The sequence below is a fragment of the Paraburkholderia sp. RAU6.4a genome, from assembly GCF_050435625.1.
Taxonomy (GTDB): Bacteria; Pseudomonadota; Gammaproteobacteria; order Burkholderiales; family Burkholderiaceae; genus Paraburkholderia; species Paraburkholderia tuberum.
This window is the reverse complement of sequence record NZ_JBNDKQ010000002.1, coordinates 1681643-1705768: the sequence shown is the minus strand read 5'-3', so window position 1 is coordinate 1705768 and position 24126 is coordinate 1681643. Positions and strand designations below refer to the sequence as shown.

Sequence of the window (24126 nt, the reverse complement as noted above, 5' to 3'; positions counted from 1 at the left end):
AGAGGAATATCGGTCGGGGTAGAGTTAAGGGTTTTGCCACCGGACCGTACGGTCCAGCCGTGCAATCTGCCACAGCGCTGCCTTCGACAGCGTTCTGCGCCCAGCGGCGACATGCGGCGAACACAGGGGCGCTGACGCCGGGCTGGTCGGTCTCGGTGTGGCTGGTGCCGGCATGGCTCGTACTGACGTGGGGCGGCTACATGATCAAGCGACGCCGCGAGGTTGCGCGCGCTGGCATGGGGGCCGCGAGCCGATAAGCGCCGATCGGCGCGACGCGTGGTGTTCCGCGGCGAACACGGCGATTCGCCGCCGACGAACGATCTTCGCGCGCCGAAGTTCCCGACATAGGTCGGTCTCGTGTGGGCGAGCGCACAGATCGATTTTTGCGAATCGGTAATCTCTGTCCGGTCGTCCGGCACGAAGCCGGCATGGCTGGCCATGCCGGCCATCCCCGGACCGTACCGGCGACATGGTCTGCTGGTACGCCCCCGCTAGCGCGGGTCTCAAGGGCGCAGCAACTCCCACGTTGATTGACGTACCGCGGAGAGACACCATGTTCAACGCAGGCGCCGTACGGACCAGGTCGAACTTCGGCGCGGGTGCCGCGCTCCTTTTGCTGATTGCGGCAGCCTGCCTCGCGCTGCGTATCCTGCACGTCGTCGCCAAGTTTCGTGGCAACGTCCCTGACGCCTTCGGCGATTTCAATTTCTACCTGTACGCCTTCAACGTCGTGCTGCATGACCCGGCGCGCCTGTACGACCACGACGCGCTCATCGCGTTTTTGCAGGGCATCGGCGCGCGCTCGACGGGCGACGACATCTTCTACGCCTACCCGCCGCAGTTCGCGCTGGTGTTTGCGCCGCTCGCGCTGCTGACGCCGCTCGCCGCGAAAATCGTCTGGGTGAGTGCGTCGATCGTGTTGTTCTCGGTGGCTTTGTATCTCGTCGTCACGATGGCGTACCGCGGCACGGAGCGCAGCGTGAACCTGCTGCTGGTGGCGGTCGCGCTGCTGAGCTTTCCGCTCGTCGAAGATACCTACGACGGCCAATCGAACGAACTGCTGTTCTTCCTGTTGGTTGCGACTTTCGCGCTGATCGAGCGTGGCAAAGGTTATGCCGCTGGACTCTTTCTTGGCTTTGCGATCGCGATCAAGCTCACGCCCCTGGCCGTCGCCGGCCTGCTGTTGCTGCGTCGCGAATGGCGGACGTTCGTGATGGCGAGCGTCGTTGCGATTGCGTTGACGTTGATCACCGGAGCGCGCCTCGGCTTCGATGCTTTGTGGCACTACTTCGTGTCGGACATGCCGCGTCTGAACGGCATGGCACTGGCGATGAGCGGTGGCGGCGCGCCGATGAACAATGCCGTGAGGGGCGCGCTGCAGACGCTATCGGCGACGGTCGGCATGCCGGTGTCCGGTACGTTGCTGTCGATTGCTTCGCATGCAGTGGTGCTGGCTGCTTGCCTGCTGTCCGCGTATCTGGTGTTTCGCCGCCATCGGGACAGCCGCATCGACTACGCGCTCGCTTCGATGACGATGCTCGTGGCTTATCCGATCCTCGAGCCGATCCACATGGTGCTGGCGTTGATCCCGTTGCTGATTTTGCTGGGGACCGCCTTCGAAGCGCGCGGCGGGCAGCTGTCGGCGCTTGGTCCGAGACTGGAAATGCTGCTGGCCGCGATCGTCGTAGTCTTGCTGTTCTTTGCGGCGCGATTCGTGTCCTACACGGTCGCGGCGCTGATCATTTACGGGCTCTGTGTCGCAAGGTACTTTCCACCGTCGGGAGTGAGGCGGCGAGGGCGTGCTTACCAGCCTGGATGAATGATCCCGGTGTGGCTAAAGGGTTTTTGACGGGAGATGCGACTGGCGATGTCTTCCGGACGATTGGGAATCGGGAAGATTGTTTGATGGCAGGGCCGGAATGAAAAAATTCCTGCTATCGCTTTGCTTGAGCGGGTTTGAGGAATTTTGCCGGTACGGATACCATCAAAAATACCACCGGGCGTGCGTATTTGCCGGAATGAGCGAGCGAAAGCTTATCGGCGAACCGGGCATATTACAGTCGGCTGAGTTCGACCCAACTCTGTCGTTCGACAATGGAACGCCCCGCAGTCTCTTCCCGAAGTACAGCGGTCATTCGGACGGCTGCTTCGTCGGCGGATGCCCGCCATCGCGTCCGTTCGAAGGTGCCAGCCGACTTAGGTCGGTCAGTGGCCGTTTAACCACTACGAACTGTGCCCCGGTTCAACTCCTAAGCGCGGGCCGTGCGCCGAATTTCTTATGTGCCCATTGAGGAATCAGCGCCCCTGCTGCAATTGAATTAAGCCAGCATCAAGCGCTGCGGTCGCACCGACAATTCGTCGTACGGCCGCTCGGTCGAACTCATTGTCACGTTGTGCATCGTGCGTCCCACTGTTGAGGTAACCCCATTCGATCGATCCACCGTTAATCCCCAAAAGGTCATCAAGCGCCGCGACCACTGCGGGTATCGCTGGATGCGGATTAGGGAGGCGCGCCAAAGCCCCACGCAACTTCATGCACTTGTTGTTGAGTTCCCACTTCGCTCTGGGCCCGGCGAGCTTGAGCTCCAGCCGGCTCCCCAACCGTGTCCACAGACGATCGGTCAGGCTTTCGATGGCAGGTCTCGAATGGCGCAGGGCGTCCCGTTTTTCGTCGGCGGCAAGGGAAGCTTGCGCAAGCAGGACGTAGTTCTTCGTGGGCGGGTCAGCGTCGACGCGCAGGTGGTGTTCGCCTTCATGAGGAAGAAACTTGTAGACCTTGATCATCTGCGCCCGCTGTGCGCCCAACTCCTGCTGGATACGGTGTAGAAACTCCTCCGCGTGCGAAGTCAGAATAACTTGCTTGCCGTCAAGCAGATTGTCTTCAAAGAAGGTTCGCCAGATTCCATTTCGGTGTTCGTCGTCGATGGCGTTCACTACGTCATCGAAGATCACCACTGGGCAACTTTGCTCGATGTTCTTCGCAAGCAATATTGCCAATCCCAAGCATTTGATATGCCCCTCGCTGAGGATGACCAGCGCGTCATAACGAACCCCAGGCTCGGCTGCGAACTCGATCTCGATCTTGCCGTTCTCCGCGAGCGGAAGCCACAGGGCATGAAGCAGATCGGCCGGTGGATCATCCCGATTGAACGAGTTGTACAGATCCCGAGCTCGCTGCCCTAGCCCCTGCAGCAGGAGCGCTGGCAATCCGTCTAGATACTGCTTTAGGGCCGCAAGGAACCCGTCGTAACTGTCCTTGATCACACGGTGATGGGCAATCACATTGGCCTCAGCGGCCACTTCGGCCACCAGTTCGCGATTCGCCACTTCGAACTGCGCGACTTCGCCTTGCGCTTGAAGCACGGCTTCCAGGCTGGTCGCGCGAATGGTTCTGCAGCGCTCTATGTCGGAACGGTATCCGTCGAGACGGTCACGCTCTTGGGCCAGTTCATGGCGTTGAGCCAGAACTCGTTGATTTTCAGCATCCCGATGCTCAATGGAGGCGACCAGGCCGAGCAAGGTCCGCCAGCCTTGTTGATTGTTTTCCACCCACGGCTGGAGCCACTGTCCAGCTGACACGGGCGGCAGCACTGGCAAATTGGCAGCTCTGAGTTCTTCGGGACTAACGACCGCGACTGCGCGAATGGCCCCAGACATGGACATGAGCAGATTTTGAAGTGCGCCGTTCAGCGCTTGGCTATGCTGTTCTTCCTGACGCTGGATGGCCGCGAGCTCGGCGAGCTGCTGCAGGCCGGCCCGAGCCCGGTCGAACGGGTTCTGGGCAACCTGACCGAGATCGGTTCCGCACGCAGGGCACGACGTCGCACCGTTACTCAACTGCAGCACAGCGTTATAAAGCTGCGTATACGAGACATCCCCGGCGCGAGCGGCCAATTGATCTCTCGCGTTTCGCAGAAGCGCATCGATGCGATATGTCTCTGCAAGCAGGGCGGCCAGATTTGCCTGGGTAATGCCATGGATCTGTGGCGGCGCCGCGTTGAGCAATCCTTGAACATAAGGCAACTGTCCCTGCGTCTGGGCGTTTCCGAACAACCAGTCGCAGACTTCGGCGAACGATTTGCCCGTCCATATACGTTCAGCCAGTGCCAATTCGTCGCGGTCCAGTTGCGCAAGCTTTTCTGGGTTCGCCCTGATGAGCTGCTCAGATGCGGCCAACTGGGTACGGCGTCCTGCTAGCATCAAACCCTTCAGGCCAGACAGGTTGAGGTTCTCGTCAAGGTCTGGATTGAAGCCTCTGACGAACTCGCTGAATTGATCCACCCCGAACAGGGTGGCAATCAGTTGGCGCTGGTCACCCGGAGTTCGTGCGGCTATTCGAGCAAAGTCGTCGAGACGGTTCTTTTCGATGAAACAGAATCGGTACGCATCTTCGTTGGACGCCACCACGGCCAGGTCCGCTTCGCCCGCTCGAGATGTCAGGACCGGTATTGCATGCCGGCGAAGTCGTGCGTTGTTGCAGTAGACGCGATGATCCACGCGCTTGATCTTTGCCTCGCTGATAAAGCCCAGCATCGCCGTTTCCAGCGCCTCGCAAAAGCTGCTCTTTCCCGTGCCGTTGGCGCCATAGACCAGCGTTATGTCTCGGCTGAGGTCGAAGGTTTCCTCGCGCATGAAGCCGCGAAACGGTCCCACGCGAAGTTCATGCAGACGTCCCATGAGTTGCTCGTGCGCATCAGGCAACGCCTCCGGCTGGATCTCGGCCGCAGTCGTAAGCAGATGGTTGACGGCGATGGGTGCCAGCCGCACTGAGCGGGCGCGTCGTGTTGCGCCCACTTCCGCAAGATGGTCGAGGTTGGCGAGCACTAGATTCGCCATTCGCCGCACATTTTCCGATGCTGGCGATATTGCCAGCGATGCGAGAAACCTCTGATACTCAGCCAGAATGGAGGCCATACACGGTCCTTAACGAATTCTTATGTCCGTAGATTTACATATATATGGTGTAAATCCGCCTTGACCGACTCTTTGGAAGAGTGAGTAGATTCCGCGGTCGCCTGAGCATCTGTACACGGACGAGGGCAATAATGAATTTACCATTGCGAGTCGGCGTTGCGGCCTCAATCGGCAGGCCCGAATTAAAAATCGGCCATTCGTTGAATTGCTCGCGAACGACTTTGGCCGACGACTCGGCGTTCACCCTTGCGAGTTGAATGGCCGCTTACAAACTGGAACCGACGTCTGAACGTCGCGACAACTGAGGCGGAGAATGGCTGCTCATGGCCGAACCTTGCCAATCGTTGTGCGATCGACAAGTGTCGTGTCATGACCGGCAGCACGCGACCCGTAAGCGACAGAGGTAAATCGCGAAAGTGGCCGCACAAAGGCTGGGCTGCCACGCGGTTCGATGCGTGCGGTTGTTGGCTCTCGGCCCACATGCTCTAATGGGGTCATCTATTTCCGGTGCCCTGCCCCCGTCATGCCATTATTCGAGCCCGTCACGCTGACTACCCCACGCCTCGTTCTGCGGCCGCTTCGTCATGAAGACGCGCAACCACTGTTCGCGATCTGGTCGGACGCGGATGCGATGCGCTATTTTTCGTTTCCGGCGATGACTTCCCTGGATCAGGCAACGGATCGAGTCGCACGTAAATTGAATACGTCAGCTGGCGGCCAGGACTTCATCTGTGCAGTCGAGTTGCAGACAACCGGCGAAGTGCTCGGTGATTGCGCTCTCTTTCATGCAGACGAGCAATGCCGACGCGCGGAGATAGGCTTTGGTCTGCAACGCAAGCATTGGGGAAACGGATATATGAGTGAGGCGGTTTCCGCGCTGATCGAGCACGCGTTCGGCACGCTGAATTTACGCCGGATTGAGGCGGATATCGACCCACGAAATGTAGCCTCGGCGCTTCTTCTCGAACGGCTCGGATTTGTCCGCGAAGGGTTGTTGCGTGATCGCTGGATAGTTGGCGATGAGGTGTCGGATAGCGCGCTGTACGGGCTGCTCGAACGTGATCGTCGGGCGTAGATGGCCACTGGCTGACGCCAGGATGTGAACTTGACGCTGCGGCGTGAGCGACCGGAATTCTCTCTGATTGTCGCGAATTTACGCGGCAGCGTCGACTGATCGGAGTTGGCTGAAACCGGCGAAACTGGTCCCGACCGTCATTGACGAAAGATTCTGCCGCACGGCTCAGGTTTGCCGCTGCGTGCTCGAACGATAAACGCACCCCAGACTACAGCGTGGTCCCTTTATGAAGAATTACTTCGACAGCCCCTTCAAGGGGAAGCCGCTTTCAGAGCAGGTAACCAATCCCAACATCATCGTGGGGCGTTACAGCTACTACTCTGGCTACTATCACGGACACTCCTTTGATGACTGTGCACGCTACCTGTTGCCAGACCGCACAGGTGTCGACCGGCTGATCATCGGTAGCTTCTGCTCTATCGGAAGTGGTGCGACGTTCATGATGGCGGGCAACCAGGGGCACCGGAACGATTGGGTAACCACATTTCCCTTCTTCTACATGACGGAAGAACCGGCGTTTGCTGACGCCTGCGATGCATTCGAACCCGCCGGCGATACGGTTGTCGGGAATGACGTCTGGATCGGTTCCGAAGCGATGATCATGCCAGGTGTTCACATCGGTCACGGTGCCGTGATCGGGAGTTGCGCCGTTGTCACGAAGGACGTTGAACCCTATACGATCATCGGCGGGAATCCGGCAAAGCCGATCCGAAAGCGCTTTTCGGACGATGAGATCGGGATGCTCCTCGAGATGAACTGGTGGGACTGGCCGCTGGACGAGATCGGCAAGTCGATGAAGTTGCTCTGTGCCACGGATATCGCAGCATTGTATGAACGCTGGAGCAGCTCATCGTTATCGGGTCGCTAACACTCGCGTCGACCGACACGCACGCAGTTGACGATCTGGGCGTTGACCTTGACTGACCGATCTTGCCCGACGGAAGCCAGCCCACAGGCAGAATCGCCTATACCTCGCTTGCGACTGGCTGGCGAGGAATTCTGTAAACCACAGACTTGTACTTTGGCGTCGCGCGGCTTTCCACAATGACGCCGCCTAGCGATTCGGCGATGCGCCGGCTGGGACGGTTCTCTTCGGCAACCGGATAGGTAAAGCTTTCACAACCAATGGTTCGCGTGGCCCAGTGCGCAACAAGGGTCACAGCTTCACAGCCAAACCCATTTCGATGACGATCTTCACGAATCCAGATACCGAGTTCCGGGCTCTCGGTGCGTGCGCGGTGAAGCCCGGCTAACCCAAGGAAACTCCCGTCGGCGCGTTGACGTATCGCGAACACATAGTCTGACCCATCGTCAATCGACGGTACCCAGGACCGCCAAACACCATCAAAATCCTGCCGGGATGCTGGCGGCTCCCACGCCATGTGACGGGTGAGCGAAGGGGTGATGAACGAGAACGCAGCATCCGCGTCGTTGGCCGAGAACGGTTTGATCAAGAGCCGGGTTGATTCAATTTGGATTTCTGTCGGCCGCAGCATCATCTCAAGTCTTCCGTCGAGGTTTGTCTATATTCACCGATTGTCGACGAATCAGAAACGTGTGTCGAATGTCTCATCCTGACCGGACAGCGTCCGATTGCTGTCCGGCGATCACCACTCAGACTTCCGTCTGTTCGGCCATCTCAAGCGCGTCGTCAACGTCGATGCCAAGATATCTGACGGTACTTTCAAGCTTCGTATGACCAAGCAAAAGCTGTACGGCTCTGAGATTCTTCGTACGGCGATAGATCAGCGAGACCTTCGTCCGACGCATCGTGTGCGTGCCATAGGAGGAGTCGTCGAGCCCGATCGATTTTATCCAGCGATGGACGATCCGTGCGTACTGACGGGTCGAAAGATGGGGCGACGCGTGTATTCGCCCCGGGACCAGGAAATCTGAAGGACACAGAGCTGCTGCCTTGATCCAGCTTTCCACGCTATCCCACGTTTGCTCGGTGATCTCGAATTGCACCGGCCGCTGCGTTTTGTGCCAACCTCGATGGGCGATACCCGACCCGCAAGGGTCGTTCAATTTTCTCCATAACGGCCGTTCGTTCAGGAACGCAGTCGTGGCATTAGCGTTCACTAATCGAATGCTTTTTTATTGTTCCCTGTAGAATTTCTTGCGGTTTTTGACTTGCTCCAGTCTTCACTGCTTTACATCAAAAAACCATACCGTTCAAGACAGGGTGAGTGCCTCCAAAGAGGCTTCCTGAGTATCCTTTGGCAAATGAGCGCGACGGATTTTGCTCTGTATTCAGCGATCGGGCAAGAGCATGAGAGTAACCTCTCTCTCGACAATTGACCTTCGAATCAAAGGACGGTAGATGCTAAGCGATCTGGGCGATTTCGACGATTACATAAAAGCACAGGTGCATGAATGGAATGCGCCCGGCATAGGCGTCAGTATTGTAAAAGACGAAAAAGTCATCTTCACGAGAGGCTACGGTTATCGCGACTATGCAAACAGACTGCCGTTTTTATCGTCAACTTTGTTTCCTATCGCGTCGAACACCAAGTTATTTACGGCCATTGCCGCCGGCATTTTGGTCGAAAATGGCGCGCTGACCTTCGATCAGCCGATCCGCGATGTTGTCCCGAGTTTGCGCTTTTACGACAAGTCGCTCGATGCCGCGGTGACACTACGCGATATGCTCGGCCATCGTACCGGCGTGCCCCGGTACGACATGATCCTGCATAGAGCCGAGTTCTCAAAGAAGGAACTATTCGACCGGATCCGATTCATGAAGCCTATCGCTCCATTTCGATCGAAGCTTATCTACAACAATATGATGTACGAGGCTGTGGGCCACATCATCGAGTTGCTAAGCGGCAAGTCGTGGGATCAATTCGTCCGCGACGAGGTTCTGAGCCCTGTGGGTATGCCCCAGACTGCTTTCACCATTGCCGACATGCTGGCTCATCCGAATCACGCGGTACCGTTCACGGAGAGGCGCGATAGTGAGGCGCTCTGGCAGACACCGTATCCGGAGTTGAACTGGTCGAGTCCAGCGGGGAGCATCGTCTCTAGCCTCGATGATATGAGTCGCTGGCTGGCCGTGTTGATGAACAACGGGGTGATGGCTGGAAAGAAGGTGATTCCGGAGCAGATACTGCAGGCTACTTTGGCGCCTGGGCTCGCATTTCCGGACCCGCTGGGCGACGTCCTTGGTTTTGAGCCGGAGATTAATTCAATCTATGGGATGGGCCGGCAAACCTCTTCGTATCGGGGACATCTGCTTGCGAGTCATGGCGGCGATCTCCGCGCCTTCCATTCGCAGGTCTCGTATTTGCCGCGCGAGAAATTGGGCGTAGTCGTGTTCGTGATCGGGGACCACTGCTCGATGCTGCGAAATGCCGTCGGCTACAACGTCTACGACCGCCTGCTGGGACTGGGTGAGTCGGGTTCGATGGACGCATTGCGCGAGTTCAATTTGAAAGCAAAGCAGAACATGCGCGAGTCGCGCGAACGGGTAAGGCCAAGCGCAATTCCAGACACGCGGCCCTCACACGATCTCGCAGACTACGTCGGTCGCTACGAGCATCCTGCCTACGGGCAACTACATATCTCACTCAACGATTTCCAGCTTCAGTTTCGTTTCCGTCAAACGAAGCTGCCATTGCATCATTACCACTACGACCGGTTCGATACCGACGATGACGAGGCCGAAGGCGCGTGGTCCATGTCGTTTCTGACCAGTCCACTCGGCGATATCGACCGCGTCAGTTTGTGGCTCGACGCGACGGATGCCGTGTTCGTCCGGATTTCGGACGCGCCTGCGCCAGGTGTGCTCAAGCAGCTTACCGGCACGTACCAGGCTGCTTTCGGCGCCAAGTGCGCGGTCAAGCTGCGGCGCGACAACCAGCTCATGCTGCACTTTCCAGAGGCTCCTGCGGAAGTTTTAACTCCGCTCAAGGGTCTTCAGTTTCGCAACCCGAAATGGCCACAAAGGACATTCGAGTTCGTGATGGAAAACGGGCGCGTGGCCGCATTGAGGCACTGGAACTCGGTCGCCGAGTTCGTTTTGACTCGGGTCGAGAATGCTGATTCCGCCGATACGATGGAGCATGAAGAGCCGATCGCCGATTAAACCGGGCGGCCCATCATCATCGACAGGAACTGTATTGGGGAATGCACTGGCGGGTGAGATCGGGAGGGCGCGTTCGAGCTGACTTCCGCTTAAGGCATCCGGCTCATGTCGACCCACAAGGGAAGGTCGCGTTGATTGGACCCAGACACCCAACCAGATGCATCACGCAGAACCCTGCCGCCTGTCCGACCAGTCATAAATGCCTGGTCAACGATTCGTAACGTTCGCCGCCAGAGTGATGGAGCCCACACGATGACAATAGCTGCAAGCCCGATTGATCCGATCGCCGCTATTCTTGACGCTTTCAAATCCCACAATGTCGTCGCGCTTTGCGACGGCGGGCCACGGCTGTGAGCAAGCATATGCTTTTCGGGTTTCGCTGATCCGGGACCCCCGATTTGCTTACATCGTGAACGACATCGTAGTTGAAAGTGGCAATTCTCTTTATCAGGAGATGATGGACCGGTTCGTTGCGGGGGATGACGTACCCGAAAATCAACTCCGCCAAGCTTGGCAAAACACTACGCAGCCCCACGATGTGTGGGATCGTCCTGTCTTTGAAGGGCTTTTTCGTGAAGTCCGCGATGTGAATGCCTCGCTCCCTAAAGACCGTCAGATTCGCATCTTGTTAGGCGATCCGCCGATAGATTGGTCGAAAATCAATAGCGCCGACGATCTCGATAAGGCTTGGAAAGCCATGGGCGACCGCAACACCTGTGCGGTTGAAATTATCCAACGTGAAGTGCTGGCCAGGCAGCGCCGCGCCTTGGTTGTCTATGGCGGCATGCACCTTTTGCGCAAGAACCTGTACTGGCAATTGAAATTCCCAGAGAAGGCAGAGCAACGATTCGACCCGTTGCCGAATACCATCGTTTCGTTGCTGGAAAGCCAAGGCGTCAAAGTCTATTCTGTTTGGACCCCGGTGTTTGGTGATCCGGCGACTTTACAGTCCGACGTCAGCTCCTGGCTGACGCCAAGTCTTGCGCTCATTCTCGGCACTCCGCTCGGAGAGGCGAGCTTTCGATCGTATTACCCGCACGCCATGTTCACTAGGCACGACGACGTCATGGTGGAGATATATGTCGATCCTGTCCGCTCTCCTGTGATGCAGGAGCAGTTCGACGCCATCCTTTATCTTGGGCCGCCTTCCGAGTTAACCTGGAGTGAACTCTCCCCCGCGCTGTCCTCTGATCCGGCATACATCAAAATGCGGTCAGACAGGCTCGCATGGGCCCGCATTGGCGACGGTCGCTAACGCGCCGATGGCTGTTTAATTAGATTCGGGACGAATCATGGACGGATTTGCGGTGGCGCGGCAACCGAACGCGACGCTCGGTCCGGCGACGGAAACTGGCCGAACTCGACTATTCTGACGGTGCGCAACCGGTTCCCGGTGCAACATTCGTCGAAGACCTTGTTTCGGGGCACCTTTCGGGGTACATCGAGCACGGGTTATCCGTTCACGCTCAGTTCCTGCTGTCGCCGCACTCGCGCGTCTTCGTCAAGACGTGTCTCTTCGAGTTCCTGCAGCACGCTATCGAGGTCGACTGGTCGCGTGTCGAGCTCGATGCGGCCGGTCAATTTGACATCGACTTTCAGCTCGCCTGCTTCGAACAGCGCCCAGATCTCCGTTCCGTAATCCGCGCCGAGAATTTGCGGTGCAAACCGTCCGAAGTACGCAGCGAGGTTGTCGACGTCACGCTTGAGCATCGAGGCGGCTTCGTTGTTGGCGGCGGCGTCGATGGCCTGAGGCAGATCGATGATCACCGGTCCATCAGCCGCCAGCAGGATGTTGTATTCGGACAGGTCGCCGTGAATCACACCCGCGCAGAGCATGCGGACAACCTGGTTGAGCAGCAGGGCGTGCAGTTCAAGGGCGCGCGCTTCAGTCAGATGGACGTCGTTGAGGCGTGGCGCGACGTCACCCGTTGCGTCGACCACCAGTTCCATCAGTAACACCCCATCGGTACAGATATAGGGTTGCGGCACTCGCACGCCCCCGTCGGCAAGTCGGAACAGTGCGTCGACTTCGGCGTTTTGCCACAACTCCTCCTGCATCTGGCGCCCATAGCGAGTACCTTTTTCCATCGCACGCGCCTGCCGGCTGTTCTTGACCTTGCGGCCGTCCCGATACGATGCGGCTTGCCGGAAACTGCGCTGCTTCGCGTCCTTGTAGACCTTTGCACACCGCATCGAGTCGCCGCTGCGCACGACGTAGACGGTTGCTTCCTTGCCGCTCATCAACTGGCCGATCACTTCGTCGATGAGTCCTTCGTCAAGAAGCGGTGCAAGCCGTTTGGGTATTTTCATACGACCGACCAGTGCGGCTCGTGGCGCGTGCGTTCGAAATGCGTGGAAGGCGAATGGGTCGCTGAGGTGTGCGGAATCGGCGAACCGATGAATCGCGTGGGCGGTTCCGCTCGTCGGGTTGCTGCATGGGGAGTGGAGGGAGTCATGCCGGATTATAAAGGGAGCGAGGGGGAGGCGACTCAAATCAAATTTCCTGGCGACTGCGCAGATGCATTGTCGCCGCTCCTGGCCGCTGGCTACTTGCCACGACGGGCAGCGCCCGACCCACAACGGGCATTCGACTTTTTCCAAAGCGGCAACGGTTGCGCAGGTGTCGATTTTTGGTCTCTTCGAGGATGCGCTCGCGGACGTACGCGCCGTATTGGCGCGAACAGCGGCTTCGGGCGAATAGATCTGCTGCGCGAGTGCCGCCAACGGTTGGAAAGGTCATAGACCAGCGGTACGGTCGCTGCCCGCGAGCGTCCGCGCTACGGGCGCGAAAAACCGCAATGTTCCTGCGGGCGCGTTTTTCCGTTTCATCGAGAGCCGTGGAGATTTTGGGCTGTCGCCCATGTACGGACTGCCTGTCGCACGGTAATTATCTGACTGCTGTCAACCCCGGCAGCGACTTCAGATAGACCATCGACACACCTATGTCCCTGTCCGTATTTGAAATGCACTCCGTGGAGCTGTTCTGCCAGCGGCCACCGGGTGCCTGTTATGTCATCTGCGACGAATGGCACTATAAAGCGTGCCTCGGCAAGGCCGCAGACCTTCAGAGGGCCAGTGCGGAGACCCGGGAATTTCTTGACATTGCCCAACTGAATCACAGGAAGTGGGAGGAGGACCGGAAACTGGTCAGGAATCTCATTGGCGGTCACTGGCTGTTTTTTCATGATGTACGGGACCGGAACCCTGACACCGATGGCTGGTGGGTCATCCTTGCGCTTCTCGAAGAGGTGCGCCGCGGTGCCCTGCTTGCCATTAAAGGCCCTCGCGATAGCCTGTTTCCGTCACCCTGCAGCAGCACGCCGTTGAGGGATATCGCAGCGAGGGCCGGTAATCGCCCGGACGGCGAACCTGTGCTGTCTGTCCAGTATGATCCGGCCACCTTGCAAACCCGGCTGAACGCTGCGCGCGCAGCCAGGGCTGGCGATAGAGGCGCATCAACGCTGCTCGGCGACGCGCAGCCGTTTGAGTATGTGCCTGATGCGTTGAGCGGCGATGTCGTTGAACTCGCCGCGAGCACCAATAACCCACGCTATGCCGCCAAGATGCTTGGATACGATCAAAACACGTTCAGCGACATGCTTCACGCTATGAAGCAGTACAACAAATTGCGCGGCGACAACAACGTAATCTGGCATGACGATGGAGACGTGGAATTTCACGGCGTGATTATCGACAACATGCACAGTTGGGCACCCTAAAGGAATGTTATGGTAACGACCCATCAACTTGCACATGCTTCTTTCAATATCTACCAGGACGTGGAGCGGCCCGAATTCTGGACAAACTATTTTGGCGTTGAACCGGACATGCAGAGTGTTCGGGGGCAATTCCGCACTACACCATCTGGGCGCACTAGCAAGTACCCCGCTCGAATTGGTGTATGGAGTGTGGATAGCAAGGGGCATGTTCAGAGTAATATTCTTGCGCCTCACCTTCGCTATCTTGTCGAACGCTTGGCATTGCCCCGATCAGACCTGCCCGAATTGCTCAAGCGCACTGGCGCACAGATGCGTTTCTTCTGTTATTGGGACAACGAGAGCGGCGACCGCGTGCCTGATGTGCCCGACGATATTCGCACCATGATGGAAGCCATGGGCGGCACGATTGAGATTGATGAATATCGATAGAGCCTCGCTCGAATGCTCTTCGAGGATGCGCTCGCGGACGTACGCGCCGTATTGGCGCGAACAGCGGCTTCGGGCGAATAGATCTGCTGCGCGAGTCCCGCCAACGGCTGGAAAGGTCGGCGGATTCAACCGGTGGATGCAATAGTTTGCTGGAATCGTTCGGCGGGCGTCTCGTAGTCCAGTGTCTTTCTTGGACGCTCGTTCAGTCGTCTTGCCACAGCGTTGAGTTTGGCCTGCGAATACACTGACAGATCGGTACCTTTCGGGAAGTACTGCCTCAATAGTCCATTCGTGTTCTCATTCGACCCACGCTGCCAGGGATGTTGCGGGTCGCAGAAGTAGACGGCAATGTCGGTGGCGACGGTGAAGCGCTTGTGCCCGGCCATCTCCGTCCCCCGATCCCAGGTGAGCGACTTGTAGAGTTCCTGCGGTAACTTGCTGGCATGTTTGATGAGCGCATTGATGACCGTTTCGCTGTCCTTGCTGGCTATCTTCACCAGCATGACATAGCGTGTCTGGCGCTCGACGAGCGTCGCAATCTGGCTGCTGCCGCTACCGCACAGCAGATCACCTTCCCAGTGGCCCGGTACCGCGCGGTCTTCAACGCTAGCCGGGCGTTCGCTGATCGATACGGTGTCACGAATCCTGCCGTGATCCTCCGTCTTTAGCGTGTGATGGCGCGAACGGCGCATGGCCCGGGTGCGCCGCAGGTGCTCCAGCAACTCCTTCTTCAGGGCTCCACGGGCCTGTATGAAGAGAGAACGATAGATTGTCTCGTGGGACACGTGGTAGTCCTCGTTGTCTGGGTACGCGCGTCTGAGCCATCCGGCGATCTGCTGCGGTGACCACTGCAGTTGTAGCTTGGCTGCCACGATGTGCGCCAACATCCGGTGCTCAACCAGTTTACAGGCTTTGGGTCGCTGCGCGCGATCCCACGCGAGCTGATCGGCGTGGCTTGCCCGATAGCCGTCCGGGCCGCTGTTACGTTTGATCTCACGACAGATGGTGGAGGGAGCTCGCGAAAGTCGCATGGCGATTGACTGGATCGAATCGTCGGCCGCAAGTGCCCGTGAGATCTCTTCGCGCTCCTCCAGCGTCAATGCCAATCCCGATCGATGCCTTTGTGGTGGCTGGATTCCACCTGTCTCAGCCAGAATCCCCTGTACAGACGAGTGGTTCCGGTCAAAAAGCTGGGCGATCTTCTGGAGAGACTCTCCCTTCCGCCAACGTTCCCACATCAGCGCTTTCTGCTTCTCGCTGTAGTAAATCCGGCGTCGCTGTTTCATCTGCAACACTCCCACTGCTTGCGCAGTCTTCAGTGTGTTGCATCCACCGGTTGAATCCGCCTCATAGACCAGCGGTACGGTCGCTGCCCGCGAGCGTCCGCGCTACGGGCGCGAAAAACCGCAATGTTCCTGCGGGCGCTTTTTTCCGTTTCATCGAGAGCCGTGGAGATTTTGGGCTGTAGCCCATGTACGGACTGCCTGTCGCACGGTAATTATCTGACTGCTGTCAACCCCGGCAGCGACTTCAGATAGACCAGCGACACACCTATGTCCCTGTCCGTATTTGAAATGCACTCCGTGGAGCTGTTCTGCCAGCGGCCACCGGGTGCCTGTTATGTCATCTGCGACGAATGGCACTATAAAGCGTGCCTCGGCAAGGCCGCAGACCTTCAGAGGGCCAGTGCGGAGACGCGGGAATTTCTTGCTATCGCCGCACTGAATCGCAGGAAGTGGGAGGAGGACCGGAAGCTGGTCAGGAATCTCATTGGCCGCAGCTGGCTGTTTTTTCATAGGGTCCGGGACCGCGATCCTGACGCCGATGGCTGGTGGGTCATCGTTGCGCTTCTCGAAGAGGTTCGCCGGGGCAAACTGCTTGCCGTTAAAGGTCCGCGTCACGGCCTGTTTCCGTCACCGTACAGCAGCACGCCGTTAATGAATCCCGTAGCGAAGGCCGGCAGTCAGCCGAACGGCGAACCCATTCTGTCTGTGCAGTACGATCCGGCCACCTGGCAAACCCAACTGAACGCTGCCCGCGCAGCCAGAGCTAGCGATAGAGGCGCATCAACGCTGCTCGGCGACGCGCAGCCGTTTGAGTATGTGCCTGACGCGTTGAGCGGCGATGTCGTTGAACTCGCCGCGAGCACGAACAACCCAAACTACGCGGCGAAGATGCTGGGGTATGACCGCAAGACGTTTGGGGCTATCTTGCACAGGTTCAAGCCAGGCAATCGTTTGGGGCCAGCCGATAACGTCATCTGGCATGACAACGGCGACGTGTACTTTAATGGTAACCACATCGGAAATTTTCATGACTGGGCAAACTGAGGCCGCTCCAATGGCAGATCACCAACTTGCGCACGCGACCTTTTACATATCCGGCGACTCATTGGAGCCAGCCTTTTGGACGGCGTATTTCGACATCAAGCCGGATACAGCGATTACCAAGGGACAGCCGTTCACCACACCGTCTGGGCGACCGAGCAGCGCGCCGGGCCGCGTTGGCCTTTGGGGCGTGCGCAGTGAGGGCGCAGTTCGTAGCGATTCACTTGAGCCGCATTTGCGTTACCTGATTGGGCGCCTGAATCTGCCGAGAGCGGAACTTGGCCAACTGCTCGCAGACAAGGGACTTCGGATGCGCTTCTTCTGTTACTGGGACAACGAGAGCGGCGACCGCGTGCCTGATGTGCCCGACGATATTCGCACCATGATGGAAGCCATGGGCGGCACGGTTGAGATTGATGAATATCGATAGAGCCTCGCTCGAATGCACAAGCCGATCCTCGCGAGTCGGCTTTTTTGTGCGAGCTTGTAAGGCACAGCGCGAGTGTTATGGGCCGCACTTCTGAATTAATCCTCTATGCCGCAAACATACACGGCCCACGCTTCCATCATCGGGCGGCGCTGTTCCAAATGGTTGTCCCGCTGAGGTAGTAAGGCGACCGTCCCGCCTTTGATCGGAATGACTTCGGCGCCGGCCTTGATCCGGTCAAGGTAATCGGCCCAGCGATATCGACCCGCTTTCAACGGACTGACCGCGCTCTTCCATCCAGGCGAGCGCAACGGCTTCGAATGAATTGGCAGCAGCAAGGCGGGCGGCGCGTTTCCCGGCCTTTTTAGCTTCCTCCGGATCAATGTTTGCTGCCAGTTTTTCGCGGACGTAGTCCCGACGCTTGCGGGCATCGGCAAGCGGCACGTCTGGATAGACGCCAAGTGCGAGGCTCTTTTCCTTTCCGGCGAAACGGTACTTGAAAATCCATCGCTTGCTGCCCGTTGGCGTGACAAGCAGCAGCAGGCCGCCACCGTCGTACAGCTTCTGCTGTTTTTCACCCGGCTTCGTGTTACGGATCGTGGCATCCGTCAGCGCCATGTTTGCGTCTCCGGTTGTCGCGCCGCTGCTGGGGGCGTTTTCCATCCGACGGGCGCTTGAATCGTGGCAACCCCCCAAATGACCCCTTGGTGGGGGTTGTAATTGCTGGTGAACCCTTGGAGACTGCAGCAAACAAAAGCCCCGCTCAGCGCTAGCTGTCGGGGCTTCGTGGTGAACCGTTGAAACCGGTTGATGAGTGTTTGGTGCCCAGGGCCGGAATCGAACCGGCACGCCTTGCGGCGGGGGATTTTGAGTCCCCTGCGTCTACCAATTTCACCACCTGGGCAGATACTGCAGCGCGCGCATCGGGAGTTCAGCGCGCGAGGAAGACGCAGATTATGGCCGAAAATCGGTAGACGGGCAAGTCGATTGCCTTCACTGTTAGGAGCAAATCAATTGTCCGGTTCTGTAGCACGTAATGTGTCCGGTTTTTGGGTGCGGTATGGAACCACCCGTAAGCCGGGCACGCTGGTTACAGGAAACCCGGAAGATGAGATTCGAAGAGGTGTACACGGACTGGCAGGATCGGCGACTTACGCAGGCGGAAGCGGCGCGCCTGCTGGGGGTTTGCGAGCGCACGCTGCGGCGACAGATTGATCGCTACGAGGCGGACGGACTGCAGGGGCTGATCGACAAACGGCTTGACCAGATATCGCATCGTCGGGCGCCCGTCGATGAGGTAGTCAAGCTCGTGGAGCTCTACCGGCGCGATTACCCCGGCTGGAACGTTCGACATTTCCATGGCTGGTACCGGCGTGAGCATGGCGGCCAGCGCAGCTACACGTGGGTCAAGAACCAGTTGCAGCAGGCCGGTGAAGTCAAGCGGGCCAAGGCGCGTGGCAAGCACCGCAAGAAGCGCGAGCGAGCGCCGCTGGCGGGCATGCTGATACATCAGGATGCGAGCCGTCACGAGTGGGTTAGCGGGCACGACTGGGATCTGGTGGTGACAATGGACGATGCGACGGGCGAACACCTGTCGATGTTCTTCTGCGACGAGGAAGGCACGGCGTCGAGTTTCCACGGCGTGGGCCAGACAATCGCGCAGCACGGCCTGTTCTGTGCGCTGTACACCGATCGCGGCAGCCACTATTTCCATACGCCTGAAGCTGGCGGCAAGGTCGACCGAAACAACCCGACGCAGTTCGGCCGGGCGCTGGCGCAGCTGGGCATCGAGCACATCGCGGCGTACTCACCCGAGGCGCGCGGGCGTTCGGAGCGGGCCTTCGGCACGCACCAGGAGCGGCTGCCACGCGAGCTCGCCAAAGCCGGCATCACCAGCATGCAGCAGGCCAATGTGTATCTGGAACAGGTCTATCTTCCCCGCCACAACGCCGAGTTCGCGGTATCTGCAGCCGAGTCAGGCAGCGCCTTCGTGCCGTACATCGGCAATGGCCTGGCCGACATCCTGTGCGAGCACCACGAGCGCACCGTGAACAACGACAACTGTGTGAGCTTCGAGGGGCTGCCACTGCAGATCCCGGCCGGTGGTTCGAGGCCCCATTACGTCAAGCGGCGGGTGCGTGTGCATCGCTACGTGGACGGCTCGCTTGCCGTGTTTTACGGTCCGCGCTGTCTGGGACGTTATGATGCCGCGGGCACACTGCAGGTTGACCCGGTTCAGCAGGCCGCCTGAGGGTTCGCCAGACGGCCGCGTGGGCGGCAAACCGGCTTCGGGCTATGCCCTGCGCCGCTTTGCCGCCCACGCAGGAAAGCGGACAAATCATTTGCTATAAAACCGGACAGTTCTATTTGCTCCCAACAGTCGATTGCCTTCACCCGCCACAGCGCGTTCGCGGCGAGCAGTGCTCAGACCGTGCGCGAGAATCGTGTGAGCGTCTGCTCGCCCAGATAGCGGTCAAATACCATCGCGAGATTGCGCACGAGCATGCGGCCGGCCATTCGCACTTCGAGCTTGCGTGCGCCGAGCGAGATCAGCCCGTCGTCCTCGAATGAACGCAGACGCGCGAGTTCCGGCGCGAACGTGTCGGCGAAGTGGATGCCGTACGCCGCTTCGAATTCGTCGAAGCGCAGTTCGAGGTTGCACATCAGCTGCGTGATCACGTCGCGCCGCAGACGGTCGTCGGCGGACAGGCGGATGCCGCGCGCGATCGCGAGCCGGCCCGCATCGATCGAGTCGGTGTAAGCGGGCCGCTCTCGCGCGTTCTGCGCGTACACGTCGCCGACCTTGCCGATCGACGAGGCGCCAAAACCGATCAGATCGCACTCGGCCCGCGTGCTATAGCCCTGGAAATTGCGATGCAGCGTGCGCTGCGCCTGCGCGCGAGCGAGCTCGTCGGTGGGCAGCGCGAAGTGATCCATGCCGATGTACACATAGCCCGCTTCAGTCAGCCGTTCGACGATCCGTTGCAGCAGAGCCAGCCGCTCCTCGCTCGACGGCAGCGTCGCGGGATCCATCTGGCGCTGCATCTTGAAGAGCTGCGGCATGTGCGCATACGCGAACACCGACAGCCGGTCCGGCGCCAGTTCGAGCATCGTGTCGAGCGTGCGGCTGAAGCTCACGACGGTTTGATGCGGCAGCCCGTAAATCAGATCGACGCCGATCGAATGAAAACCGTACGCGCGCGCCGCCTGCATCACCGATGCGGTCATCTCGAACGGCTGGATGCGATTGATCGCCTGCTGCACGCGCGGATCGAAGTCCTGCACGCCCAGGCTCAGCCGGTTGAAGCCGAGGCGGCGCAGAAGCGCGACCGTGTCGGGCGACGCCTCGCGCGGATCGACCTCGATCGAATATTCGGCTCGATCGTCGGGCAGAAGTTTGAAGTGCTCGCGCGTCGCGGCCATCAGCTCGGCCATCTCGTCATGCGACAAAAACGTCGGCGTGCCGCCGCCCCAATGCAATTGCGAGACGGGCCGCTGCGTATCGAAACACGCGGCCTGCAAACCGATTTCGCGTTTGAGCCGCTCAAGGTACGGGCGCGCATGCGCGCGATTTTTCGTCACGACCTTGTTGCAGCCGCAGTAGAAGCACACGGTGTCGCAAAACGGAATGTGGAAGTACAGAGACAGATCGGTCGACGCGGCACCCGGGTCGGCGGCGGCGCGGTGATAGTCGGCGGTGTCGAACGATTCGCGGAACTGCGGCGCGGTCGGATAGGACGTATACCGGGGACCGTTCGCGCTGTAGCGCGCGAGCAGGTCGGGGCGGAACAGGGTGTCGGTTTGGGACATGAGCGGTGTCGGACGGTGGGCGGCTCTCGCCGCGTGCCGCGTGTCATGGTCAGTCAGCAGCTTCGAGCTTACGTGCGTGCCCGCGGCACCCGATTGTGTAAAAAGGTCGCACAGACAGGCAGTGGCACAATGCGGGTCTGGCAACACGTTGCCAAGGTTTGAGTTCAGGAAAGATGACGTGGATCAAAGGTTGAACAGTGCATGGGTGGACGCTCACGCGTGCCGTCCCGATTGCGGCGCGTGCTGTATCGCGCCGTCGATTTCGAGCCCGATTCCAGGCATGCCGAACGGCAAGCCGGCGGGCGTGCGCTGCGTGCAACTCGGTGACGATCTGCGCTGCGCGATCTTCGGCCGGCCGGAGCGGCCCGCATGCTGCTCGGGTCTGCAGCCGCAACTCGAGATGTGCGGCGCGAATCGCGGCGAAGCGCTCGCGTGGCTCACGCAACTCGAGGCGCAAACACAACCGGCATCCCATCCATGACGCGCGGCATGCGGTAAACGCCGTCGCTGACCACACCCGTCAACGCAAGCCGATGTCCGCAAGGGCTTCCACAGGAGATTTCGCATGACTCGACCCGCAGCGCCGGCCCGGCGCCGCTTTCTGCGCGCTGCGCTGACCGGCTGCAGCGCGCTTGGCATCACTGTGTCGCTCGCGGCTTGCGCGAGCCCGACGTTTCCGTTCATGCCGTCGCACTACACGTTCTCGCAGAAGCAGGTGCAGGAGGCCGTGCAGCGCAAGTTCCCGTATCAGCGCACGGTGTCGCAGGTGTTCGATGTCGCGCTGAGCAATCCGGTGGTGGGCATGCTGCCCGATGCGAACCGCGTGCAGGTGAAGCTCGACGCGCGTTTCGCGAGTCCGTTCCTGCAGCAGCCGGTCGATGGCGTGTTCACGCTGTCGAGTGAACTTGCATACGACGCGGCGAGCCGTTCGGTGATCCTCAAGTCGCCGAGTGTCGACAACGTCAGCGTGAGCGGCGAGGCGCAGATGTACACGCAGCAGATCAACGCGGCCGCGGCGCTGCTCGCGACCCAATTGCTGACCAACTATCCGATCTACACGTTCAAGCCCGAGCAACTGCAATTTGCCGGCGTCAACTACGAACCCGGTACAATCACGATCCTTACAAACGGCATACGCGTGCAGATCGTCGAAAGATGACTGGCATGCGCGGCCACGTGGGCCGCGCATGCCAGTCATGACCGTGCGGGCCCATTTCGTTGCGACAACCTACCGCGATAAGGGGCACGGATGGACTGGCTACTGGCTTGCAAGGCGCTGATTCTCGGCGTGGTCGAGGGTTTGACGGAGTTCTTGCCGGTGTCGAGCACCGGGCATCTGATTGTCGTCGGCAGTCTGCTGGATTTCTCCGACGAGCACGCGAAGACCTTCGATGTCGTGATCCAGCTCGGCGCGATTCTCGCCGTGTGCTGGGAGTTTCGCCGGCGCATCGGCAACGTGATCGTGGGGCTGCCGAGCCGGCCCGAGGCACGCCGCTTCGCGCTGAACGTGATCATTGCGACGATTCCGGCAGTCGTGCTCGGCCTGCTGTTCGAGAAGTCGATCAAGGAGGCGCTGTTTTCACCGGTGCCGGTCGCGTTTGCGCTGGTCGCGGGCGGCGTCGTGATCCTGTGGGCGGAGGCGCGTCAGCGCGCGCGCGGCGACGCGGCGGTGCGGGTGCGCAGCATCGACGATCTGAGCCCGCTCGATGCGTTGAAAGTCGGCCTCGCACAGTGCTTCGCGCTGATTCCGGGGACCTCGCGCTCGGGCTCGACGATCATCGGCGGCATGCTGTTCGGCATCGAGCGCCGCGCCGCGACCGAGTTTTCATTCTTTCTCGCGATTCCGATCATCTTCGGCGCGACGGCCTATGAGCTGTACAAGGACTGGCACCTGCTCACCACCGACGCGCTCGGCAGCTTCGCGCTCGGCTTCGCGGCCGCGTTCGTCAGTGCGTTCGTCTGCATCCGCTGGCTGCTGCGCTATGTCGCGTCGCACGACTTCACGGTGTTCGCGTGGTATCGGATCGGCTTTGGCCTGCTGATCCTGCTGATCGGTTATAGCGGCGGGTTGAGCTGGGCCGATTGAGATTTGCCGTGCAATGAAAAAAGGTCCGCGTATGTGCGGACCTTTTTTCGTTGGCTTGTCGTCTCGTCGCGTTACGCGGCGCCGCGCTTGCGGAACACGAGGTCCCACACGCCGTGGCCGAGCCGCAGGCCACGTCGTTCGAACTTCGTCACCGGACGATAGTCGGGCCGCGGCGCGTAGGTGTCGGCGGTGTTTTCGAGCAGCGGATCGGCGCCGAGCACTTCGAGCATCTGTTCGGCGTAGTTCTGCCAGTCGGTCGCGCAATGCAGATACGCATCCGGCTTCAGACGCGACACGAGCAGTGCGACGAACTTCGGCTGGATCAGCCGGCGCTTGTGATGGCGCGCCTTGTGCCACGGGTCGGGGAAAAAGATGTGCACGCCGTCGAGGCTGTCGGGCGCGATCATGTGCTCGAGCACTTCGACCGCGTCGTGCTGGATGATGCGGATGTTCGTCAGCGACTGCTCGCCGATCAGCTTCAGCAACGCGCCGACGCCGGGCTCGTGGACTTCGACACCCAGGAAGTCGTCGTCGGGACGGTGCGCGGCGATCTCCGCGGTGGTGGCGCCCATGCCGAAGCCGATCTCCAGCACGCGCGGCGCTTCGCGGCCGAACACGCCGGTCCAGTCGGGTGGTTGTGGTGCATAGGGCACGACGAAGCGCGGGCCGAACTCATCGAGCGCGCGGCGCTGGCCGGTCGACACGCGACCCGCGCGCGTGACGAAGCTGCGGATGCGGCGGTGATGAAGCGTGTCTGCCGGCGTTGCACCCGGCGTGCCGTCGACGTCGTTCGTCTCGTTGCCGGCGGGCTGGTCGGCTGCGCTCGTGGGGGGCGGGGCGTCGTCCGGGAGACCGGAGTCGTTTGGATCGTGGATCATCGTCGATGCTGCTGCAAGGGTGAGGGCTGCGCGGCTTGCGCGCTGTGCCGGGCCGTTGCCACTACAAAAAAGCCGCCTTCAGGGAGGCGGCTCTTGCTGGATTCCGCTGAACACTCAGCGGGAAAGTGGAGCGGGCGATGGGAATCGAACCCACGGCTCTAGCTTGGGAAGCTAGGGTATTGCCATTATACGACGCCCGCAGAGCGCACGATTTTACAGGGGTTTCAGCGATTTGGGGAATCGAATTCATGTGAAGTGGCGTGAAAAGTGTATGCACTTCGGAAATTCTTGCTGGCATCGCGAGCGGAGCCCTTGGCAGAAATCATAGACCAGCTAGGGCCTGTCGTTCGTCTGAACAGATATATCGACGATCA

20 protein-coding genes, 2 tRNA genes and 2 pseudogenes are annotated in these 24126 nt (G+C 59.7%); 14 read left to right on the top strand and 10 right to left on the bottom strand.

Translation table 11 applies throughout. The features are described from left to right. The first annotated feature begins 59 nt into the window (after positions 1-59). Positions 60-257, top strand: coding sequence for a hypothetical protein (locus OKW40_RS12600; RefSeq protein ID WP_429490004.1), 198 nt, complete (start codon positions 60-62; stop codon positions 255-257). A 296-nt stretch (positions 258-553) separates the two neighbouring features. Beyond that, positions 554-1819 carry a glycosyltransferase family 87 protein gene (locus tag OKW40_RS12595; RefSeq protein ID WP_429490003.1) on the top strand — a complete coding sequence of 422 codons (1266 nt, stop codon included), beginning with the start codon at positions 554-556 and terminating at the stop codon, positions 1817-1819. Positions 1820-2295: 476 nt separating this feature from the next. On the opposite strand, the gene OKW40_RS12590 is transcribed toward OKW40_RS12595, so the two are convergent. Beyond that, on the bottom strand, positions 2296-4914 hold the full coding sequence (locus OKW40_RS12590) for an AAA family ATPase (protein WP_429490001.1): 2619 nt from the start codon (positions 4912-4914) through the stop codon (positions 2296-2298). Positions 4915-5437: 523 nt separating this feature from the next. On the opposite strand from OKW40_RS12590, the gene OKW40_RS12585 reads away from it, so the two are divergent. After that, positions 5438-5989 (top strand): GNAT family N-acetyltransferase, encoded by a 552-nt coding sequence (locus tag OKW40_RS12585; RefSeq protein WP_429489999.1) that lies wholly within the window; start codon positions 5438-5440, stop codon positions 5987-5989. A 226-nt stretch (positions 5990-6215) separates the two neighbouring features. Continuing rightward, on the top strand, positions 6216-6857 hold the full coding sequence (gene catB / locus OKW40_RS12580) for a type B chloramphenicol O-acetyltransferase (RefSeq protein WP_090801522.1): 642 nt from the start codon (positions 6216-6218) through the stop codon (positions 6855-6857). A 97-nt stretch (positions 6858-6954) separates the two neighbouring features. Here catB and OKW40_RS12575 read toward each other — a convergent pair whose 3' ends face one another. After that, positions 6955-7488, bottom strand: a complete 534-nt coding sequence (locus tag OKW40_RS12575; protein WP_429489997.1) for a GNAT family N-acetyltransferase — start codon at positions 7486-7488, stop codon at positions 6955-6957. Positions 7489-7603: 115 nt separating this feature from the next. Then, a pseudogene (locus OKW40_RS12570) lies at positions 7604-8002 on the bottom strand (tyrosine-type recombinase/integrase); the annotation flags it as partial. Positions 8003-8312: 310 nt separating this feature from the next. Here OKW40_RS12570 and OKW40_RS12565 point away from each other — a divergent pair. Both OKW40_RS12565 and OKW40_RS12560 read left to right on the top strand, forming a co-directional pair. Further along, positions 8313-10076: a serine hydrolase gene (locus tag OKW40_RS12565; protein ID WP_429489996.1), complete on the top strand. Its 1764-nt coding sequence runs from the start codon at positions 8313-8315 to the stop codon at positions 10074-10076. A 409-nt stretch (positions 10077-10485) separates the two neighbouring features. Next, on the top strand, positions 10486-11331 hold the full coding sequence (locus tag OKW40_RS12560) for a hypothetical protein (protein WP_429489994.1): 846 nt from the start codon (positions 10486-10488) through the stop codon (positions 11329-11331). A gap of 197 nt (positions 11332-11528) precedes the next feature. Here OKW40_RS12560 and OKW40_RS12555 read toward each other — a convergent pair whose 3' ends face one another. Further along, a complete protein-coding gene (locus OKW40_RS12555; protein ID WP_429491963.1) occupies positions 11529-12386 on the bottom strand; it encodes a PA4780 family RIO1-like protein kinase in 858 nt (285 codons plus the stop codon). Positions 12387-13018: 632 nt separating this feature from the next. Here OKW40_RS12555 and OKW40_RS12550 point away from each other — a divergent pair. Both OKW40_RS12550 and OKW40_RS12545 read left to right on the top strand, forming a co-directional pair. After that, positions 13019-13795, top strand: coding sequence for a hypothetical protein (locus OKW40_RS12550; RefSeq protein ID WP_429489992.1), 777 nt, complete (start codon positions 13019-13021; stop codon positions 13793-13795). A 9-nt stretch (positions 13796-13804) separates the two neighbouring features. Next, complete coding sequence (locus OKW40_RS12545) at positions 13805-14224, top strand: DUF4279 domain-containing protein (protein ID WP_429356023.1); 420 nt, start codon at positions 13805-13807, stop codon at positions 14222-14224. A 125-nt stretch (positions 14225-14349) separates the two neighbouring features. Here the strand turns inward: OKW40_RS12545 and OKW40_RS12540 are convergent, their stop codons facing one another. Further along, entirely contained in the window at positions 14350-15510 is a 1161-nt protein-coding gene (locus OKW40_RS12540) for an IS30 family transposase (protein WP_429488392.1), read from the bottom strand. 267 nt (positions 15511-15777) lie between these two features. Between OKW40_RS12540 and OKW40_RS12535 the strand changes: the two genes are divergently transcribed. Next, positions 15778-16554: a hypothetical protein gene (locus OKW40_RS12535; protein ID WP_429489990.1), complete on the top strand. Its 777-nt coding sequence runs from the start codon at positions 15778-15780 to the stop codon at positions 16552-16554. 10 nt (positions 16555-16564) lie between these two features. Then, on the top strand, positions 16565-16981 hold the full coding sequence (locus tag OKW40_RS12530; RefSeq protein ID WP_429489989.1) for a DUF4279 domain-containing protein: 417 nt from the start codon (positions 16565-16567) through the stop codon (positions 16979-16981). Between the two features lie 294 nt (positions 16982-17275). On the opposite strand, the pseudogene OKW40_RS12525 reads toward OKW40_RS12530, so the two are convergent. Both OKW40_RS12525 and OKW40_RS12520 read right to left on the bottom strand, forming a co-directional pair. Beyond that, positions 17276-17596: pseudogene (locus tag OKW40_RS12525) on the bottom strand (Arm DNA-binding domain-containing protein); the annotation flags it as partial. Between the two features lie 201 nt (positions 17597-17797). Further along, positions 17798-17882: transfer RNA gene (locus OKW40_RS12520), tRNA-Leu, on the bottom strand. Positions 17883-18086: 204 nt separating this feature from the next. Here OKW40_RS12520 and OKW40_RS12515 point away from each other — a divergent pair. Further along, positions 18087-19229 (top strand): ISNCY family transposase, encoded by a 1143-nt coding sequence (locus OKW40_RS12515; protein ID WP_429335789.1) that lies wholly within the window; start codon positions 18087-18089, stop codon positions 19227-19229. A 173-nt stretch (positions 19230-19402) separates the two neighbouring features. Here OKW40_RS12515 and hemN read toward each other — a convergent pair whose 3' ends face one another. Further along, positions 19403-20788, bottom strand: coding sequence for an oxygen-independent coproporphyrinogen III oxidase (gene hemN, locus OKW40_RS12510; RefSeq protein WP_429489986.1), 1386 nt, complete (start codon positions 20786-20788; stop codon positions 19403-19405). Between the two features lie 178 nt (positions 20789-20966). Between hemN and OKW40_RS12505 the strand changes: the two genes are divergently transcribed. The 3 genes from OKW40_RS12505 (at position 20967) to OKW40_RS12495 (ending at position 22874) form a co-directional block, all read left to right on the top strand. Then, the gene (locus OKW40_RS12505; RefSeq protein WP_429293770.1) at positions 20967-21269 is read left to right on the top strand and encodes a YkgJ family cysteine cluster protein; all 303 of its coding nucleotides are present in this window, start codon (positions 20967-20969) and stop codon (positions 21267-21269) included. Positions 21270-21353: 84 nt separating this feature from the next. Then, positions 21354-21947: a DUF1439 domain-containing protein gene (locus OKW40_RS12500; protein WP_184058121.1), complete on the top strand. Its 594-nt coding sequence runs from the start codon at positions 21354-21356 to the stop codon at positions 21945-21947. 90 nt (positions 21948-22037) lie between these two features. Next, complete coding sequence (locus OKW40_RS12495; RefSeq protein WP_184058119.1) at positions 22038-22874, top strand: undecaprenyl-diphosphate phosphatase; 837 nt, start codon at positions 22038-22040, stop codon at positions 22872-22874. 71 nt (positions 22875-22945) lie between these two features. Here OKW40_RS12495 and trmB read toward each other — a convergent pair whose 3' ends face one another. Further along, entirely contained in the window at positions 22946-23752 is an 807-nt protein-coding gene (trmB, locus tag OKW40_RS12490; protein WP_429489984.1) for a tRNA (guanosine(46)-N7)-methyltransferase TrmB, read from the bottom strand. 126 nt (positions 23753-23878) lie between these two features. After that, a tRNA-Gly gene (locus OKW40_RS12485) sits at positions 23879-23952 on the bottom strand. Positions 23953-24126: the final 174 nt, after the last annotated feature.

Bases quoted from the DNA above. Each gene is read 5' to 3' on its own strand.
- catB (WP_090801522.1), top strand. From the start codon at position 6,216: ATGAAGAATTACTTCGACAGCCCCTTCAAGGGGAAGCCGCTTTCAGAG.
- OKW40_RS12545 (WP_429356023.1), top strand. From the start codon at position 13,805: ATGGTAACGACCCATCAACTTGCACATGCTTCTTTCAATATCTACCAG.
- trmB (WP_429489984.1), bottom strand. From the start codon at position 23,752: ATGATCCACGATCCAAACGACTCCGGTCTCCCGGACGACGCCCCGCCC.
- OKW40_RS12565 (WP_429489996.1), top strand. From the start codon at position 8,313: ATGCTAAGCGATCTGGGCGATTTCGACGATTACATAAAAGCACAGGTG.
- OKW40_RS12515 (WP_429335789.1), top strand. From the start codon at position 18,087: ATGAGATTCGAAGAGGTGTACACGGACTGGCAGGATCGGCGACTTACG.
- OKW40_RS12550 (WP_429489992.1), top strand. From the start codon at position 13,019: ATGTCCCTGTCCGTATTTGAAATGCACTCCGTGGAGCTGTTCTGCCAG.
- OKW40_RS12555 (WP_429491963.1), bottom strand. From the start codon at position 12,386: ATGAAAATACCCAAACGGCTTGCACCGCTTCTTGACGAAGGACTCATC.
- OKW40_RS12575 (WP_429489997.1), bottom strand. From the start codon at position 7,488: ATGATGCTGCGGCCGACAGAAATCCAAATTGAATCAACCCGGCTCTTG.
- OKW40_RS12495 (WP_184058119.1), top strand. From the start codon at position 22,038: ATGGACTGGCTACTGGCTTGCAAGGCGCTGATTCTCGGCGTGGTCGAG.
- OKW40_RS12585 (WP_429489999.1), top strand. From the start codon at position 5,438: ATGCCATTATTCGAGCCCGTCACGCTGACTACCCCACGCCTCGTTCTG.
- hemN (WP_429489986.1), bottom strand. From the start codon at position 20,788: ATGTCCCAAACCGACACCCTGTTCCGCCCCGACCTGCTCGCGCGCTAC.
- OKW40_RS12500 (WP_184058121.1), top strand. From the start codon at position 21,354: ATGACTCGACCCGCAGCGCCGGCCCGGCGCCGCTTTCTGCGCGCTGCG.
- OKW40_RS12590 (WP_429490001.1), bottom strand. From the start codon at position 4,914: ATGGCCTCCATTCTGGCTGAGTATCAGAGGTTTCTCGCATCGCTGGCA.
- OKW40_RS12530 (WP_429489989.1), top strand. From the start codon at position 16,565: ATGGCAGATCACCAACTTGCGCACGCGACCTTTTACATATCCGGCGAC.
- OKW40_RS12535 (WP_429489990.1), top strand. From the start codon at position 15,778: ATGTCCCTGTCCGTATTTGAAATGCACTCCGTGGAGCTGTTCTGCCAG.
- OKW40_RS12540 (WP_429488392.1), bottom strand. From the start codon at position 15,510: ATGAAACAGCGACGCCGGATTTACTACAGCGAGAAGCAGAAAGCGCTG.
- OKW40_RS12595 (WP_429490003.1), top strand. From the start codon at position 554: ATGTTCAACGCAGGCGCCGTACGGACCAGGTCGAACTTCGGCGCGGGT.